General features: G+C 38.7%; 19 protein-coding genes. 8 read left to right on the top strand and 11 right to left on the bottom strand.

What is annotated here, in order from left to right; translation table 11 throughout:
• Nucleotides 1-96: 96 nt before the first annotated feature.
• Nucleotides 97-915: a 16S rRNA (adenine(1518)-N(6)/adenine(1519)-N(6))-dimethyltransferase RsmA gene (gene rsmA, locus ACXITR_RS08135; protein WP_457996727.1), complete on the top strand. Its 819-nt coding sequence runs from the start codon at nt 97-99 to the stop codon at nt 913-915.
• A 60-nt stretch (nt 916-975) separates the two neighbouring features.
• Here the strand turns inward: rsmA and ACXITR_RS08130 are convergent, their stop codons facing one another.
• Genes ACXITR_RS08130 through ACXITR_RS08120 form a run of 3 tightly spaced genes read right to left on the bottom strand, consistent with a single transcriptional unit; the run spans nt 976 to nt 4,349 of the window.
• A complete protein-coding gene (locus ACXITR_RS08130) occupies nt 976-3,117 on the bottom strand; it encodes a Tex family protein (RefSeq protein WP_457996726.1) in 2,142 nt (713 codons plus the stop codon).
• A 21-nt stretch (nt 3,118-3,138) separates the two neighbouring features.
• The gene (locus ACXITR_RS08125) at nt 3,139-3,300 is read right to left on the bottom strand and encodes a hypothetical protein (RefSeq protein WP_457996725.1); all 162 of its coding nucleotides are present in this window, start codon (nt 3,298-3,300) and stop codon (nt 3,139-3,141) included.
• A 44-nt stretch (nt 3,301-3,344) separates the two neighbouring features.
• Entirely contained in the window at nt 3,345-4,349 is a 1,005-nt protein-coding gene (locus ACXITR_RS08120) for an ABC transporter permease (protein ID WP_457996724.1), read from the bottom strand.
• A gap of 340 nt (nt 4,350-4,689) precedes the next feature.
• Between ACXITR_RS08120 and crtB the strand changes: the two genes are divergently transcribed.
• The 4 genes from crtB (at nt 4,690) to ACXITR_RS08100 (ending at nt 10,150) form a co-directional block, all read left to right on the top strand.
• On the top strand, nt 4,690-5,616 hold the full coding sequence (crtB, locus tag ACXITR_RS08115) for a cyanoexosortase B (protein ID WP_457996723.1): 927 nt from the start codon (nt 4,690-4,692) through the stop codon (nt 5,614-5,616).
• A gap of 68 nt (nt 5,617-5,684) precedes the next feature.
• The gene (locus ACXITR_RS08110) at nt 5,685-6,584 is read left to right on the top strand and encodes a cyanoexosortase B system-associated protein (RefSeq protein WP_457996722.1); all 900 of its coding nucleotides are present in this window, start codon (nt 5,685-5,687) and stop codon (nt 6,582-6,584) included.
• A 111-nt stretch (nt 6,585-6,695) separates the two neighbouring features.
• Nucleotides 6,696-7,853 carry a polysaccharide biosynthesis/export family protein gene (locus ACXITR_RS08105; protein ID WP_457996721.1) on the top strand — a complete coding sequence of 386 codons (1,158 nt, stop codon included), beginning with the start codon at nt 6,696-6,698 and terminating at the stop codon, nt 7,851-7,853.
• A 35-nt stretch (nt 7,854-7,888) separates the two neighbouring features.
• Nucleotides 7,889-10,150 carry a GumC family protein gene (locus tag ACXITR_RS08100; protein ID WP_457996720.1) on the top strand — a complete coding sequence of 754 codons (2,262 nt, stop codon included), beginning with the start codon at nt 7,889-7,891 and terminating at the stop codon, nt 10,148-10,150.
• 40 nt (nt 10,151-10,190) lie between these two features.
• On the opposite strand, the gene dndC is transcribed toward ACXITR_RS08100, so the two are convergent.
• Nucleotides 10,191-11,744, bottom strand: a complete 1,554-nt coding sequence (dndC, locus tag ACXITR_RS08095) for a DNA phosphorothioation system sulfurtransferase DndC (RefSeq protein ID WP_457996719.1) — start codon at nt 11,742-11,744, stop codon at nt 10,191-10,193.
• 182 nt (nt 11,745-11,926) lie between these two features.
• On the opposite strand from dndC, the gene ACXITR_RS08090 reads away from it, so the two are divergent.
• From ACXITR_RS08090 to ACXITR_RS08080, 3 genes are read left to right on the top strand one after another with little or no spacing between them, the layout of a single operon-like run.
• The gene (locus tag ACXITR_RS08090) at nt 11,927-12,493 is read left to right on the top strand and encodes a DUF2062 domain-containing protein (protein ID WP_457996718.1); all 567 of its coding nucleotides are present in this window, start codon (nt 11,927-11,929) and stop codon (nt 12,491-12,493) included.
• A gap of 31 nt (nt 12,494-12,524) precedes the next feature.
• Complete coding sequence (locus ACXITR_RS08085; RefSeq protein WP_457996717.1) at nt 12,525-13,076, top strand: hypothetical protein; 552 nt, start codon at nt 12,525-12,527, stop codon at nt 13,074-13,076.
• A 9-nt stretch (nt 13,077-13,085) separates the two neighbouring features.
• Nucleotides 13,086-13,580: a chemotaxis protein CheW gene (locus ACXITR_RS08080; RefSeq protein ID WP_457996716.1), complete on the top strand. Its 495-nt coding sequence runs from the start codon at nt 13,086-13,088 to the stop codon at nt 13,578-13,580.
• A gap of 48 nt (nt 13,581-13,628) precedes the next feature.
• On the opposite strand, the gene rpmE is transcribed toward ACXITR_RS08080, so the two are convergent.
• From rpmE to rpsK, 7 genes are all read right to left on the bottom strand, one after another.
• Nucleotides 13,629-13,880, bottom strand: coding sequence for a 50S ribosomal protein L31 (gene rpmE / locus ACXITR_RS08075; RefSeq protein ID WP_457996715.1), 252 nt, complete (start codon nt 13,878-13,880; stop codon nt 13,629-13,631).
• A 127-nt stretch (nt 13,881-14,007) separates the two neighbouring features.
• Nucleotides 14,008-14,406 carry a 30S ribosomal protein S9 gene (gene rpsI, locus ACXITR_RS08070; RefSeq protein ID WP_457996714.1) on the bottom strand — a complete coding sequence of 133 codons (399 nt, stop codon included), beginning with the start codon at nt 14,404-14,406 and terminating at the stop codon, nt 14,008-14,010.
• Nucleotides 14,407-14,408: 2 nt separating this feature from the next.
• On the bottom strand, nt 14,409-14,864 hold the full coding sequence (gene rplM, locus ACXITR_RS08065) for a 50S ribosomal protein L13 (RefSeq protein ID WP_457996713.1): 456 nt from the start codon (nt 14,862-14,864) through the stop codon (nt 14,409-14,411).
• An 18-nt stretch (nt 14,865-14,882) separates the two neighbouring features.
• Complete coding sequence (truA, locus tag ACXITR_RS08060; protein ID WP_457996712.1) at nt 14,883-15,701, bottom strand: tRNA pseudouridine(38-40) synthase TruA; 819 nt, start codon at nt 15,699-15,701, stop codon at nt 14,883-14,885.
• Nucleotides 15,702-15,724: 23 nt separating this feature from the next.
• Entirely contained in the window at nt 15,725-16,075 is a 351-nt protein-coding gene (gene rplQ, locus ACXITR_RS08055; RefSeq protein ID WP_457996711.1) for a 50S ribosomal protein L17, read from the bottom strand.
• A gap of 79 nt (nt 16,076-16,154) precedes the next feature.
• Nucleotides 16,155-17,141 carry a DNA-directed RNA polymerase subunit alpha gene (locus ACXITR_RS08050; RefSeq protein WP_457996753.1) on the bottom strand — a complete coding sequence of 329 codons (987 nt, stop codon included), beginning with the start codon at nt 17,139-17,141 and terminating at the stop codon, nt 16,155-16,157.
• A gap of 147 nt (nt 17,142-17,288) precedes the next feature.
• Nucleotides 17,289-17,681 carry a 30S ribosomal protein S11 gene (gene rpsK, locus ACXITR_RS08045; RefSeq protein WP_015223438.1) on the bottom strand — a complete coding sequence of 131 codons (393 nt, stop codon included), beginning with the start codon at nt 17,679-17,681 and terminating at the stop codon, nt 17,289-17,291.
• Nucleotides 17,682-17,754 lie beyond the last annotated feature (73 nt).

Here is a 17,754-nt window from a genome sequence, read left to right as displayed (position 1 = left end):
TTGATAATGGGTAAGCAGTAATGGGCAAGGGGCTTAAGCCCCTTGTTAAAGGAAGGTTTCAGGGTTTGTGTATTTCTACTAATTTTAATTTTTTTTATGGCAATTAGAGCAAAAAAACAGTTTGGACAGCATTGGTTAACCAGTGAAACGGCTTTAAATAATATTATTCGCACCGCTCAATTAAGTAAGGGCGATCGCATTTTAGAAATAGGACCAGGCACAGGGGTTTTAACTAAAAGAATGTTACCCTATGTGGACAAGTTATTGGCCATTGAAATTGACCGAGATTTATGTAAATTATTAATTAAAGAACACGGCGAAAAGGATAATTTTTTATTATTGGAAGGAGATTTTTTAGAGTTAAATATTCCTAGTATTTTAACTAATTTTCCCGATTTTAGTAATTACAATAAAGTGGTAGCAAATATTCCTTATAATATTACAGGTCCTATCATTGAAAAGCTCCTCGGTACTATTAGCAGCCCTAATCCTAACCCTTTGGAGTCCATCGTTTTACTAATTCAAAAGGAAGTGGGCGATCGCCTTGTAGCCGTTCCTAATAACAAAATTTATGGAGCATTATCCCTAAAAGTACAATATTTAGCACACTGCGAAATTGTGTGTGATGTACCTGCAAAAGATTTTCGTCCTCGCCCTAATGTTGATTCGGTAGTGGTGAAAATTACCCCTAGAAAATTAGACAAAGAAGCTAATAATCCTAAGTTTTTAGAAACTATTATTAAGCTAGGTTTTGCTAGTAGAAGAAAAATGCTTAAAAATAATTTAAAATCAATTATTGATAATGATAAATTAGAAGAGGTTTTAACAAAATTAAACTTAAATACCCTAGCAAGGGCAGAAAATTTAAGTCTTTCTGATTGGATTTTATTAAGTGATGAATTAGAAAAAATTTAAGTAGGGTGCACTGAAAAATAAAGCCATAAGGCAAGGGGTTTAAACCCCTGATTAAACTAACTAAAGTTTTTTTAGCCCAATGCGTTTAAGTTTTTGATTAACTTCTAACACCCTAACTCTGACAACTTCCCCCACCTTCACAACTTCGTTAGTATCCTCAATAAACCTATCTGCTAATTGGGAAATGTGAATTAGCCCATCCTGATGTACCCCAACATCCACAAAAGCACCAAAATTGACTACGTTAGTAACAACCCCCTCTAACTCCATACCCTCTTGTAGGTCACTAATTTCGTTGATACCCTCCCTAAAAGTAGCATAGCGAAACTCTGCACGGGGATCTCTACCCGGTTTTTCTAATTCTTGCTTAATGTCTTCTAGGGTAGGTAAACCAACGGTATCGGTGACATATTTTCGTAAATCTAACTGGGGAATATAAGCACTAAATTTATTAATTTGGGTTAGGGGGATGTTAATGTCTTGGGCAATGGCTTCGACTATGGGATAACTTTCGGGATGGACGGCGGTATTATCTAAAGGATTTTTTCCTCCCTGAATTTTGAGGAAACCTGCACATAATTCATAGGTTTTTGCCCCTAGTTTTTTCACTTTGAGCAATTCTTTTCGGCTTTTAAATGCCCCATGCTCGTTGCGATAATTAACGATATTGTTGGCAATGGTGGGGTTAATGCCTGAGACGAAGGTGAGTAATTCTTGGGAAGCGGTGTTTAAATCTACTCCCACATAGTTAACGCAACTTTCTACGGTTTCTTCTAGTTTTTTCTTGAGCAGTTTTTGGTCAACGTCATGTTGATATTGTCCTACTCCGATGGATTTGGGGTCAATTTTTACTAATTCGGCTAAAGGGTCTTGTAATCTCCTACCGATGCTAATGGCACCCCGTACGGTAATGTCCAAATCTGGAAATTCTGATATGGCTATGTCACTGGCAGAATAGATGGAAGCCCCAGATTCGTTGACCATTACCTTAATGGGTTTAGGGTTTAAAGGGGCGATCGCCTCGGCGATAAATTGCTCGGTTTCTCTCCCTGCTGTGCCATTTCCAATGGCAATCAATTCTATGCTATATTTTTTTATAAGATTTTGAATTGTATTAGTGGAAGTCTGTCTTTTTTGCTCCCCTGTGTGGGGAAATATGGCTTGATAGTCCAAAAATTGTCCTGTTTCCGAGAGAATAGCTACTTTACAACCCGTACGAAATCCGGGGTCAATGGCCATGGTGGGTTTCATACCTGCGGGGGCAGATAAGAGTAATTCCCGTAAATTCGCTTCAAAGGTTTTGATGGATTCACCGTCAGCCCATGCTTTTTTTTCTGCCCTTACTTCCCTTAATAAAGCTGGTTTCATGAGGCGGTTAAAACTATCTTTGATGGTATCTTGATAAAAGTTTTTTAGGCTTTTGTCTTTAGTTTTGATGATTTTTGATTCTAAATAATGAAGACTTTTTTCTTCATCAAAAGTAATATCTACATTTAATATTTTTTCGTTTTCGCCCCTAAATAAGGCAAGAATATTATGGGGGGCAATTTTAGTTAGTTTTCCTTGAAAGTTACGGTACATTTCATATTTAGTTGTACCTTCTTCATAATCTTTTTTTACGCTAGATGTAAACCAACCATCCTTTAAAATAAACTCCCTCAAGTAAGCTCTTAAATTAGCTTTTTCTCCTATTTCTTCAGCTAGTATATCCCCAGCCCCAGCGATAGCTTCTTCGATGGTTTTTACTTCGTCATTTAGATATTTTTGGGCTTCTTTTTCTAGGGCAAAATTATTTGTTTGGGGTTGATTCTTAGCTTTGATTAATTCGGCAAGGGGGGTTAATCCTTTTTCCTTTGCCATGGTGGCACGGGTACGCCGTTTAGTCTTGAAAGGTAAATAAAGGTCTTCAAGTTCATTTTTTTGTAAACAGGCGGTGATTTGGGCTTTTAAGGGGTCACTGAGTTGATTTTTAAGGGCGATCGCCTCTAGGATAACTTGCTTACGATTTTCTAATTCTTGTAAATAGTTAAAACGTTCTTCAATATTCCTTAATTCTATTTCATTAAGGGATTCTGTCACTTCTTTACGATAACGGGCGATAAAGGGAATTGTTGCTCCTTCTGAAAATAGGTTTAAGGCACTATTTACCTGGTCAATTTTTAGGGATAATTCTTGGGCGATGACTTGAAGAATATTGATCATTTAATTTTTATAAATTTAGAGCTAATGAAATGGTGTTTCGTTATGTATGGCCTTTAATTCTTGTGCATAAGCATCTAAATGCTCATCGTTACTATTTTTACGATTGATTTTTAGTTTTCCTTTTACTTTAGTTGCTGGTAAACTTTGTAAATCTCGAAATGCTTTAGATATTTTTTTCGCCATGGTGAATTTCCTGTACTCAATAAATAAAAATATCAATTATAAATTTACTCTAAGTTTTCTAACTTAATGCGAGGATCAACAAATTTTAACAATAAATCAGCCATTAAATTACCGATAATTAACATAGTTGCCCCCATGATTAAACTTGCCATAACTAAATATAAATCCTGAGCCTGTACCGCTTGTAAAATTAGCCTACCCAATCCAGGCCAATTAAAGAAAAACTCGGCGATGAATGCACCACCTAACAAACTAGCAAATTCAAATCCTAATAGAGTGATGAGAGGGTTAATGGCGTTACGCAAAGCATGAACATACAATACTCGATTTTCAGGAAGTCCTTTTGCCCTTGCGGTTTGAATATAATCTTGGCGCAGTACATCTAAAAGTTGCCCTCGGGTTAATCGTTGTAACCCTGCAAAACTGGTAATACTTAGGGCGATGGTGGGTAATATCATATGCCAACCAATATCCAGAATTTTACCGAAAAAGGATAGTTGGTTATGGTTTACACTTGTCATGCCTCCCACGGGAAATAAGGGGGATAAATTTTGAGCTACCACCAATAAAATTAGGGCGGTGATAAAGCTAGGAAATCCTTGTCCAAAATAGCTCATTACCCTTAGGGTTTTGTCGATGGGTTTATTTTGATTAACAGCGCTGATTATGCCGAGGGGAAGGGCGATCGCCCATGTTACAATAATTGATGAAATGGCTAATAATAAAGTAGCGGGAATACGCTCAAGAATAAGAGAAGAAACCGAGCGAGAATAAACAAAACTTTCACCAAAATCGAATCTAGTAATTACTTGCCGAAACCACAATAAATACTGCTGTAGAGGGGGTTTATCTAACCCAAAACGGGTTTGTAACTCGTCGATGGTTTCAGGGGAAATTGTCGGATTTTGTCGTAAGTTATCAAGATAATCTCCCGGGGCTAGTTGGATGATGATGAAACTAAGCATGGAAGCTAACAAAAGAGTTAGTAACCCTTGGGATAGTCTCTTAATAACATAGATGACGTTTTCATTAAAGAAAAAACTTTTCACAGATATATGCTGAGGGATTTGTCGTGTCAGTTAATCCCATCAACATTAACATTTTTTCATTATGATAGGCAACTAAACTTGGGCTTAGACACATTTTATAGGTTATAAATAAATTGAAACAATGTACTACATAAAATAGTTAAAGTAGGTTGACGGTTTTAGGAAAAAATTAATTTCTGTTGACAATATAAATAAGGCGAGAAACCTAATAGAATTTTTATTAAGAAAGATATTCACTTAAGTATATTTTAGTTACAATGATGATGAGAAAAAATATTACCATAACAACCTTTTAAAAATATGAGGGGTTGATGACGATTTATTAATAATATATTTAAAGATGGCACTAATAAAAAGTAAACGAACTTTCTTCGATGAACGAACGATTTCTTATCTTATACTAGGATTTTTATGTTTACTATATCTCCCCTTAATATGGCATTGGTATGATGGTTGGTTAAATAAAACCATTAGTATTGAACATGAATATTTTAGCCATGGGGTTATTGGTATTCCCTTTGCATTTTATTTATGTTGGTTAGATAGGAAGAAATGGCAAAAATTACCTGATTTATTCCATCCATTGGGTTTTTTTCCCCTGAGCATTGGTGGCATTTTTTATCTCTCAGGAGTGCCAGAATTTGTTAATCTTTCATTTCCTCTTATTTTGTTAGGAGTATGTTACTTTTTGAAAGGAAAAGCAGGGTTAAAGTTGTTTTGGTTTCCTTTTGTGTTGATTATTTTGGCTACCCCTAACTCCATTCCTTATCTCATCACCCCTTATACCCTATGGCTACAAAGATTTATTGCTACCCTTTCGGGATTTTTACTGTTTCACCTTGGTTTTGATGTGGCTGTTAATGGTATTTACATTTCAGTTAATGGTCGTTTGGTGGAAGTAGCACCCTATTGTGCTGGGCTAAAGATGCTTTTTACCAGCTTATATGTTTCTCTTATCTTACTATATTGGCGAGATGTTCTGGGCGATCGCCCTCGCTCCCTATGTTTATTAGTGGGTGCAGTATTTATTAGTGTAATGGGTAACGTATTTCGCAACGCAATCCTAGCATTTTTCCATGGGGCAAGACAGGATTCTTTGTTTGTTTGGTTTCATGATAGTTGGGGGGGTAGTGTTTATTCTGCAGGTATGTTAATGGTTATTTTTGCCCTACTTCTATGGATTGAAAAAGTGGATTTTTCCCCTAAATTAGAAGATAAATCAGAACAATTAAACTCTGATGATGATGAATTTAATTTTAATTTTTAATTAGTAGTTAATATTAAATAATTATAGGCTTTAATAATAAATACTTTTAGGATAAGATAAAGCATAAAATGCCCAATAAAAAAAAAGATAAATATTCTTATTTAGGTTTAATAATAATATTGATATTGTTAATTGCCATAGGAGTTATACCCGGTTATTTAGGAGGAGGTAACTGGAGTTGGAGCAATGAAAATGAACCTAGTAATATGGGCTTAATTAGGAACTTAAGGAATGAATCTATTTCCCTAGAAGGTTGGGAAACCTTAGAAAGACATAGGGTAAGGTTAAGTGGGAAAAATTGGATTTGGGAAATCATGGAAAAAGATCAACAAAGAATTAGTTTATTAATACAACCTCAGCCATACTATAAAGATAAACCTAGTGTAGAATGGACTGATTTACAGGGCTTAAATGTGAATGGTTCTTTTTGTCTTCAAGAAATATCTGAAAGATTATCCCTAGCACCACAGGAGTTAAATATTGACTCCTCTGCTGAAAATATCGGTCAATTAATTAATCAAAAAGATGTTAATAGAGATGTTTTAAATACTATTTTAGAATCTTTGCCATCCATATGTAACCGAGCTTTTACAGTGCAAAATATAGATAATCAAGAAGTAATAATTCCCCTAGTAGATCCTCAAGATTGGTCAACAGATTCTCCACAAACCCTGACCTTCAATACGGAAGATAATCTGGCTATTACAACCCTATTTCAAAGGGGGTGGAATCAAAATACTACCGTAGCAATGATGAATTGGTACACATGGAAAGATGGGGGACATCATAAGCCCTATCGTTGGTTTTTACGGGATCTTAAAAGTCAAATTCAGGGCGATCGCACTGGGTGGGTAGCCATTAGTTTAAGACTACATATAGACCCCTTAGAAGAGATAAAACCAAGACAAGAAGAAATAAAAACCATAGCAAAACAAATACAAACAGCAATTATGGAAAAAATTAGGTAAAGTTAAGCAAACCCAAAAAATTAATATTAAGCAAAAGAATTGATAACCAACTTTATGGTAACTATTAAAACCGCTATAATCTGAAGCATAAAAAATTATTTGAAATCACCAATGACTAAGACATTTCAACCCCTGAAACTATTACTATTCCAATCCCTCTGCCTTATGCTTATCCCCCCACAAATAGCATGGTCACAAAATAATTTAACCCTTCAAACCAACGAACCTTCAAACTTTCCCTCCGTACCTAGGGGTTATGAACCAAGACCTTTCGATCAAGGAGGAAATACACAACAATTAAACGATTATCGTCTCGATTTTGGGGACTCCGTCAGCGTATCCGTGGCAAGATTTCCCGAATTTGACTTTTCAGGAACCCTAGACGCTCAAGGAAACATCGTTATCCCAATCCTAGGTCGCATTTCTGCCCGAGGTTTAACCGTCGAAGAGTTGGAAAATAAAATTAGTTTTGAACTAGGAAATCGGTTCTTGCGACAACGCCCCCAAGTTTTAGCGGTACTAACAGGGCAACGCCCCTTTAACCTAACGGTCATCGGTGAAGTGACTAGACCAGGATTCTATACCGTCAGTGATGGAGTTCTCATGAGTTCTCTTCTTACCTTAGCAGGAGGTACCACCAATCAAGCCGATATTCGCTCTATCATAGTACGTCGTCGTCTGGCTGATGATACCCTTGTAGAACAAAAAATAGACCTTTATCGACCCCTTATCGAGGGAACAGGAGAGCCTCGTATTCGCCTCCAACCCGGTGATACCATCGTAGTTTCAGCCCTTGAACCAGGACAAGATCAAGGATATGACAGGGCGCTGATTGCTCGGAGTAATATTCCCCAAGAGCTAATTAGAGTTAGGGTAGTTGCTCCCACCGGTGCGGCAGGAGTGACCCTCAGAAATATAAATATCCCGAACGGTAGTAGCTTCCTCGATGCGGTAGCACTGTTACCAGAGTTTATTCCCCTAGTTACCAACAATGAAGTAACCTTAATGCGTTTTGACCCAGAATTAGGTCGAGTAGTTACTCAATCTCTCAATGTTCGTGAAACTATACAAAGAGGTGATACCACTCAGAATCTGCCTTTACGGGAAGACGATGTTATCGTGGTGAGCCGTACTGTCTTAGGACGGATTTTGGGCGGTATCCGAGTTATTACCCAACCCATCAGAGACATTTTAGGTTTTACCAACTTCATTCAAGGTACCATCGATGGCAGTCTGTTTGATAATAATCGTAATAATTTCCGCTTTTAAAATAAATTAAATTTATAGAATAGTTACAACTTGTTATGGCTCCTCCTATTGTTACTCGTTTCTTTATTTCCCTTAATGAACATAAATGGCTAGGTCTGGTGGTTTTTGCCCTAATTACTGGGGGTTCTTTTCTTTTTACCCTCGTTCCTGAACCAGAAAGACAAGAAGATAAAATTCTCGCCTTTGGTCGTTTATCGGTAAATAGTCCTGTGGCTACTTTTACCTCCGCCGGGGAAAGTGTTAGCAGTCAAGGTCGATTAACTAATATCCGAGATCTTATTTCCCAACAGGTCATAGAAAATATCGCTAATCGTGTTGACTTTAATTTAAGACAAACAGAAAGAGCTGTTGCTGATTTAATTTTGAGTTTACCAGAGGAAGAAGAAGGTCAAGGAAGAAGAAATAATGATAATAGAGTCCGTTTAATCACGTTTCGATATGACGGAGGGGCAACACCAGAACAATCCAGAGATGTTTTACAGGCATTTCTCGAAGAGGTTGTTAATGAAAGCTATCGTGTCAACACCGTAAGACTGCAAGATAGGATTAATGATTTACAAAGAAGACTAGCGAATGTTCAAGAGGATGTAAAGCAAGCGGAACAAAATTACTATAATTATATTTCCAATGAGGGGGCTTTACTTTTATCGATTCAAGACGGCAGTTTATTTGGTGGCATTACCAGTTCTGAACAACAAAAAAGACAATTGGATGTGTTGTTATCTGGCATTGATGCGGAAATACAAACATTACAACAACAATTACAGTTAACCCCAGAGGAGGCCTATGTGTCTTCTGCCCTGAGTGCAGATCCTATTATTGCCAATTTAAGGGCGTTAATTTTACAAAATGATTTGGAATTACAAAGACTACAAAGGGATCTAAGGGAAGATCATCCTACCATGGTGGAGTTGAGGGAACAAAAAGCTCTCAATCAGAGGTTGATAGAAGAAAGAGGACGGGAGGTAATTGGCACAGATAGAGTGTTTCAGCCCATCAGGGGTAGTGTACGAGATGCGAGTAATTTAGATCAAACTAGGGCGCAGTTGGCGGCGAGATTAATAAATTTACAAGGACAAAGAAATGCTGTGGCGGGGCAATTGGCGGCGGTGGAGGAGGTTCAAAATACCTTACGCCAAGAGTATGAGCAGTTTCCCGAAAGACAAACCCAACAAACTTCTTTAATTCAAAAGGTTCAAGCCCAGAGGGTTCTTTATGAGACTATTTTTGCGGCATTGGTGGATGCTCAGTCGGCAGAAGCCGAAGCCGATAGTAGTTTTACTATTGTACAACCTGCTTTTTTGATTCGTGAACCTAGCCCTGCGGTGCCTCCCGGTGCTAGTCCTATTTTAATTGTGGGCATTGGGGTCGTAATTGGTTTTGCCTCAGCTATGGGAATAATTTTCCTCTTTGCTACCCTTGATGAAAGATTACATACTCCAAAAGAGCTACAGGACTTTTTTATGGAACGGGATGTACCGTTATTGGCGGAGTTACCTATGGTGGTTAATCCTGAGCCTTTCCGTAAGGCTATGCCGATTATCTTTGAATCAGATTCCCCTTATTCTCGGTTTTATGAGCGTCTTCGCAGTAATATTCGCCGTTTAGGGGGTGATAATACTAAGGTAGTGCTTGTTTCTAGTGTTATTGCTAATGAGGGGCGCACGGTGACGGCTTATAATTTGGCGATCGCCTCGGCTAATGCGGGAAAACGTACTTTATTAGTTGAATTAGATTTACGGGATAAAAACCCTGGTTCTCGCAAATATTTCCAATTACAACCAGATCCTGCCCTCAGTAGTAATCCCATTAGTTACTATGATTTTCAAGGGGCTAGGGGGGGAGATCTTAATTCGTTAATTCAAAGGGTAATAGAAATTCCTAATTTTTCCATTGTTCCTAGTCCGGGGATACAGAAACAAGCCCCTGCCATTTTGGAGTCTTCGGAAATTAAGGCTTTTTTACGCTATGTGCGATCGCAATATGATTTTGTCGTAATAGATAGTCCATCCTTATCTAGTTGTAATGATGCTTTACTATTAGAGCCCTTTGTGGATGGAATTATTTTAGTAACCCACCCGGGTAAAAGTCTTCGTAATCTCCTTGGGACTACCATTGATGATTTTATCGAGGAAGAGCTACCCCTTATCGGCGCTGTTATCAATAATGTCAATTTTAACAGTCAAACTCTCCAGCAACAGGATGATGACGAATCTAGTTTTTTAATTATTAATGATGATGAAGATAATTCATCCTTTTTTGGTAATGCTGAGGAGGATGAGTATAGCAGACAATAAAATATGCTTAATACTTAATCCTCAACCGCTAGGATACAAATTAGTCTTGAGTGTTTTTGCCAAATTTCATTTTGCCCCAAGTTAGTTTTTGTTGCAGTGCCTTCACATCTCCTTTTTGAGCAGTTTTTTTTACATCTCGAATATATTCCGCATTGGCGATCGCCTCTTCTGGGGAACGGGAGCTAGTCTGAAAACACTTTTCAAGGGCTTGATAAATTCCCACCCGACGAACCCTAGTCAAATACTGTCTTTCGGTGTCTAATAAACGAGTCATCAATTCTAGGTGCATGGTATCTCCTTCACATAATTCCTCGAGGGTTTGCCATTCTTCCGAACCCAATAGGGAATTGCCTGCCCCAATGCGAGGATCCTTAAATTCTTCCCCTGTTACTTCTTGATAAATACGGGGTAAACTATCGTCAAATTCATGTTTTTCCTCCAGCCAAATTCTGCGAATCTCGCTCAACTCAGCAATGGAGATTAGGTCTAAGTTCTGAAACTCTGGGGGGGCATTCTTCCTAATGCTCATCTGGGCTTCTAATACCTTGGTTAACCAATATTCTCGCCACTGCTTCAGATATGGGCCGGGGATATTATGCACGGTGGTTTCCCCATCCACATTACGCTCAAAAAGCTCTACTTTTCCATAAATGCGCCGAAAATCTCTTTTATCTCGATCATCCCTAATATCTAACTCATTTCTTAGGTCTAATAAAGGTTGTAACCATTCTTTTTCTTCATCATTTTGAATCATGGCTTCCATGGATTTATCTTTACTCACCATGGTACATACCCAACAACCAAAACGAGAATCTCCACAACTAGGGGTTGAGGTATCCACCACCAAAGGACATTCATTGTCTGCCGTAGCTCCTTGGTACATGGTAAACAAATCTTGATTATCCCCTCCCCAAGGGTTTTGCCATTGTAGTAAATACATCCACACCTCATCGGTGCGCCAATCTTCGATGGGGGTATAAATATAAGAGTTAGGTAAACGGGAGTTAATATTTAATCTGGCTCTAAACCTACCTTTTTCATGTTTTTCCATGGTTTTTTTTCGGGTAGCACTTTCGGCTTTACGGGTACCTAGCACCAAAATTACTTCCCCATTGGCTCGAATGGTTTCACGGATAAATTGATTGGCTGGTTGAATTTTCATGCGTTCAGTACACCAGCGAAAGCCCTGACGGGGGGCAGGATAACCTTTGCCCATCAGACATACCCAAAAGGTATCTTTGGTGGCGGGGTGGGTAAGATGAGCCATGAAAGGCATATTTTGCTCTTGGGCAGATTGATTAATTTTGTCAATACAACCCCTTACCCAGTGGGAGACGATGGGATTTTCCACAAAGGTATCGTTAGTGATAACATGAACTGTTTTTTTTCTCTGGGGGGCAGGCAAAAGGGCGATCGCCCTCCAGATTAGTTGTAAAATGCAGGAACTATCTTTACCGCCACTGTATCCAATAATCCAGGGTACTTGATCTTGACAATACAATTCTTGAATTTCTGCGGTTAGTAGGTCTATATCGGCTACTAATTCATCAATGGTGCGGGGTGGAAAAAGGGGAATTTGGTTGTTAGTAGTCATTTCCATAAACAGAAAGTCAACGATGTTATATATGGTACAAAATAGAAGAAAGGTTAAAATTATTTTTTTATAACTTTTATCTTGAAAATAATTTGTTATTATAATCTTGTAAATAAACTTTTTATCTTTATCTTTTGTCTATAGATATACATGCCTAAAATGTCCATTTATATTATAGCTCAATGCTAAAAAATAAATCAAAATCTATTAATAATGTTAATAAAAATAGACATATTCCTTTGAAAAAAAGAAAAAAAATATCGCCCATTAAGCATTATTATCAATATTTTATTAGGCGTATTTTGAGCTTAAAAGAACAACCCAAAGCGATTGCCCGTGGTTTTGCCATCGGTGTTTTTACGGGTAGTTTTCCTTTTTTTGGGTTACAAATGATCGTAGCTTTATTACTAGCTATCATATTCCGTGCCAACAAAGTAACCGCCATGATGGGGACTTGGATCAGTAATCCTTTTACCTATGTCCCTATCTTTTTATTTAACTATAAAATCGGCTCATTTATTCTCGAAAAAATTTTCAATTTTCAAGTCAATCACTTAGATGAATTTAACTCAGAGTCTTGGCAAAACTTAGCGGACTCGGGAGCCGAAATCACCATTGTTCTTTTGATTGGTTCTTTTTGTTTGGGTTTAACCTTATCCATCATTGCCTATTATTTTATTTTAACTATTATTAAAAAGCAAAATAAAACTTTACATAAAACCTCTTGGAAAAAAGAGGATAAATGTTAATATTAAAGTATAGTAAATTGAGGTTAGTGCCATGGGTGAAAAAAAGATTGAAAAACTATATAACCTCCAAAAAAGAGCTAATAAAAATCTTTTTATTACAGGATTTTTAACTTTTATCTTCTCTCCCTTCGGCTATCTATACACTAACCGTTACTGGGGTGCTGCCATCACTTTTATTATTTTCTTTGCCATGGTGGAAGAGCCTGATTTTGAAGAAGTTTGGGGCGTAATTGCCGTGGGTGGTACCATTGAAAATATTATTTCCGTACGTCATGCTAGGGATAAATTGGCGATCGCCCAGGGAAATCCAGAAAATAACTCTCTACCTTTCCAACCCATAGCCACCCCCATACAAAACCAACAACCCGCCATCCCCCCCACCGTAAATCAGCCCAAAAGTTTAGAACTCCAAATCCTCAAAGCCATCAAAGAGCAAGGAGAAATGACCGTTTCTGATGTGGTTATCACCACGGAATTAAGCCCAGCCATCGTCAAAGAAACATTACTAAAACTAGAAACAGAGCAGTTAATTTATGGGTACAATAGACACAGTGACGGCGCCGTAGTTTATAAAAACATCTAAGATAACTCCATGAATCTTGCCAACCTTTCCTCTCCCGAATCCAATGCAGTGGTTAATAAAATTAAACTACTGAGTTTTCCCATTGGCAAATTAAATGCAGGTTTTCATATTGATGTGGTGCAAAAAGTAGTCAACTTTTCCATGGTGTACGGGAGTGGCTTAAATCAATATGGTATGGCAACCATCGAGGGGGAAGAAATCACCGTCATCGACTTACACAAAAAATTTTTTAATACCCCCACAACTTTTGAGGGAGAAGACAAGAAATATTTACTCCTAGTGGAGAATAGTACGGGAGAAAGGTTCGGCATCATCGTAACCAACACTCCTAGTCTTTATGACATTGCCATGAAGGATATAAGGGCTTTACCCCCATCCTACCGTCAGGCGGACACCTTCAAAATAGCTTCCCACATAACAATGATCAAGGAAGAAGAGGAAGTAATTACTATTTTCATTTTAGACCCGGATGAATTAATTACTCCCACCCATAGTAAAAAATAAAAAACCCTCCTCTTATGATGAGAAGGGCTTTAATCAAGAAAAGCAAAACTACTTACTTTCTTCTTCGGTTTTAGTCTCTTTAGGTTGATTACCAGAGAGCATACCGTATTTACGTAAGAAACGATCCACACGTCCTTCTGCGTCAATAATTTTCTGGGTTCCAGTGTAAAAAGGATGATTTCCAGACCAAACCTCAACGTTAATTTCAGGCTTGGTAGAACCAATGTGCATAACTACTTCACCGTTACAAATTACTTTGGCATCGGGGTACCATTCGGGATGAATTCCAGCTTTAGGCATTATTTTCTCCTAACTATAGTTGACAAATGAATAATTGAAATGGACAAAAGTATTAAAATGGGGCTTAAGTACAATTTGATTAACTAACTTGCTAATACACCAGTACCTAAAACCTCCGTAAATAATATTAACGTTTAGAGAACTGAGGAGCTTTACGGGCTTTACGTAAACCGTATTTTTTACGCTCTTTGGCTCGGGGGTCACGGGTTAAATAACCTTCGCTTTTGAGGGGTTGACGGTTTTCAGGATCTAATTCACATAATGCTCTAGCTACCCCTAGTTTAACGGCATCGGATTGACCAGTTAGTCCGCCACCATGGGCATTTACTAAAATGTCATACTCATTTTCTAAACCAAGGGTTTCGAGGGGAGCTTTAACCGCTTGAATATAACTTTGAATTTGTTGGAAATAGTCGGTCCCTGTTTTACCGTTAACGGTGACAGCACCAGAGCCTGGGATTAGGCGAACACGGGCAACGGACGCTTTACGGCGACCTGTTCCTAAGTAAACTACTTTATCAGACATGGTTATTTACCTCCTGCGGGAATGGTTTGGATGTTTAATACTTCGGGCTGTTGTGCCTGATGGGGGTGGTTAGGACCGGTATAAACTTTGAGTTTAGTAAAGAGGCTACGTCCTAAGCTGTTTTTAGGTAACATTCCTTTGACAGCAACTTCGATGATTCTTTCGGGAATACGGTTTTGTAATTTCTCGAAGGTTTCGGTTTTCATACCACCGGGGCGGCCGGAGTGACGACGGTATAGTTTTTGAGAACTTTTGTTGCCTGTAACTACTACTTTTTCAGCGTTGACGACGATAACGAAGTCTCCAGTATCTAAGTGGGGGGTAAAGTTGGGATTATTTTTTCCTCTTAAAACGTTAGCAATTTCGGTGGCTAAACGTCCAAGACGTTGATTTTCAGCATCGACAACGAACCACTTCTGATCGATGTCTTCTATTTTGGGTACTGTTGTTTTATTCATTTTATTTGATGGTCAATTTTAACTAAAAGTAAAAATAGGTTGACTGTTATACCATACTGATTCAGGGATGGGAAATTCTGGATAATGAACTCTTAAAAAGCATAGTCCTTTGGCTGGGGCTGAATATTTGACGAGATCTCGACGTTTATTTACCCATATATCTTTGAATTCTAAGGGCGATCGCACCTCGGCTCCTACTTCTACCAACAATCCCACCAGTAAACGTACCATACCATACAAAAAACCACTGGCTTGAATTTCAATATGAATCAAGTCTTGGACTCTTTGGCAGGATACCTCTTGCATTTCTAAGAAAGAATGGGGACGGGGAGAACCAGCACGGCGAAAAGCACTAAAATCATGAGTCCCTAACAAAGGTTGTAATGCCTCTGCCATGATTTCCGCATTTAAAGGGTGATGATAGTAATGCCAACTAAAGGGTTTTAAGAATAAATTGGGAACTTTCCCAGTATATATAGTATAACGATAACGACGAGCTAAGGCGGAAAAACAGCCGTGCCAATGGGGAGGGACCTGGGCAGATGCTCTGATAAAAATATCATCCCCAAGGCGAGTGTTTAAGACTTTTGCCCAACGCTCGGGAGGAATGCTTGATACCGCATCAAAATGGGCTACCTGAGCCGCTGCATGAACTCCACTGTCCGTTCTACCTGCCCCATGGATGGTCACATCATGACCAAGGGTAAGGGCGATCGCCGTTTCAATTTCTTCCTGTACACTACGATGATGGGGTTGCCTCTGCCAACCGTGAAAATTAGTACCAATATACTGAATTACCAAAGCAATTCTTTTCACATCAAGGTTAGGGCGTGTCATCAAATTAGTCGTCAAAGGAATAACTATACTAACTGAAGGATAGCCATTTCAGCATTATCCCCACGACGGTTTTTAGTCCGAACTAAGCGGGTATAGCCACCATTGCGATTGCCATAACGTTCCGCTGCTTTAGCAAAAATATCGTTAACTAAATCCTTGTCATAGATATAACCCAAAGCTCTTCTACGGGCAGCCACAGAACCATCCTTTGCCAAGGTGATCATCTTGTCCGCAGTAGAACGCACCGCCTTAGCACGGGCTTTGGTGGTAACAATTTCCCCTTCTCTCAATAACTGAGTAGTCAAGCCCCTTAAAAGAGCCTTTCTTTGATCAGCAGGTAAGCCTAGTTGGGCTACCTTACGACGATGTCTCATAAATTTCCTCCTTGATAAATTATAGATAGAGATCTTTAGTGATCCTTAAAATTATTGTCCAACGACAACCGTTGTAACGTTAGGGAGTGGCAACGGGTTCTTGACTATCAATCAAATCTCCTGCCACATCTTTAGCCTTTCCTTCCGCTAGGGTAATGCCAAGGCGCTGCTGTAGAGCCTCAATGACTTCCTCCGCAGATTTCTGACCGAAGTTTTTAATTTCTAGTAAATCATCCTGGGAATACTCCAACAAATCCGCCACAGTATTTATCTGAGCTCGTTTGAGACAGTTATAAGCCCTTACCGATAGATTTAACTCCTCAATGGGAATTTGACTGGTGGGGTCTTCCTCCACGGGTTGAACCTCAGTTTTCCCTCTGATATTATCAACATCTTCTAAGGGAGTAAATAAACCGATTAAAATAGAGGCCGCCTCAGAAAGAGCCTCTTCGGGTTTCATACTTCCATTAGTCCAGATTTCTAAAATTAAGCGATCTGCTAGTAATCCTTCATGGCGTACTTCTTCCACCGTGAAATTAACCTTAGAAACGGGCATAAACACCGAGTCTATTTGCAGAAAGTCTAAAGAAGAGTTTTCATCATTACCTTTTTCAATGGCACGATAACCTCTACCTTTTTCTACCTTAAATTCCATTTCCAACTTCGCACCCTTACCAAGGGTACAAATGTAATGGTTTGGTTCAATTATCTCAATCTCTGATGGTAAACTAAACTGAGCAGCCGTCACCGTGTCAGGACCTGTTGCCACCAAGCGACCGATTTGGGGTGTGTCACTGTAGCTTTTAAACACGAGTTCTTTCATGTTTAGCATAATTTCCAACACATCTTCCCTCACCCCGTCAATCACAGCAAACTCGTGGTTAACTCCCGCAATTCTCACGGCAGTCACTGCTGCACCCTCTAAGTTAGATAAAAGAACCCTTCTCAAGGAGTTACCAACGGTGATGCCCTGACCTCTTTCTAAAGGTTCTAGTACAAATTTACCGTATTGTCCTTGATTTTTTTGAGTTTTATTTTCTAAACAGTCTATTTTAAACACAGCCACAGTGATTATTTCCTCGATGTATGAAGTCAGGTTTGGATTTGATTCTTGATCAGCATAAAGTTTTGTCAAGATTTAATGCGCTTGCCTTGTACATGACAAAGTAAATAAAATTACCCTTTTCAACACAAGAAGCACCGGTGAGCAAAACTATACTCTTCTTCTTTTCGGAGGACGACAACCATTGTGGGGAATGGGGGTAATGTCACGAATTAAAGTAATTTCTAATCCAGCTCCTTGTAATGCTCTGATGGCGGTTTCTCTTCCTGCCCCAGGACCACTTACCATTACCTCCACTTGTTTCATTCCGTTATCCATAGCGGTACGAGCGGCACTGTCGGCGGCGGTTTGAGCGGCAAAGGGAGTACCTTTCTTAGCTCCTTTGAAGCCACTAGAACCAGCGGTTGCCCAAGAAATCACGTTACCGGTGGTGTCGGTGATGGTGACAATGGTGTTATTAAATGTGGATTTAATATAAGCTGTACCACTGGGGATATTTTTCTTCTGCTTTTTTGGACCTCCCCGTTTTGTGGGTTTTGCCATGGTTTTTTTTACCTCTTTTACTGAATTTGTTTAATTTAGTTTTGGTTGTTAATTAATCTAATTTCTACTTTTA

This window comes from Cyanobacterium sp. (genome assembly GCF_054166785.1).
Note: the sequence above shows the minus strand (reverse complement) of the source record. Positions and strands in the feature narration are given on the sequence as shown.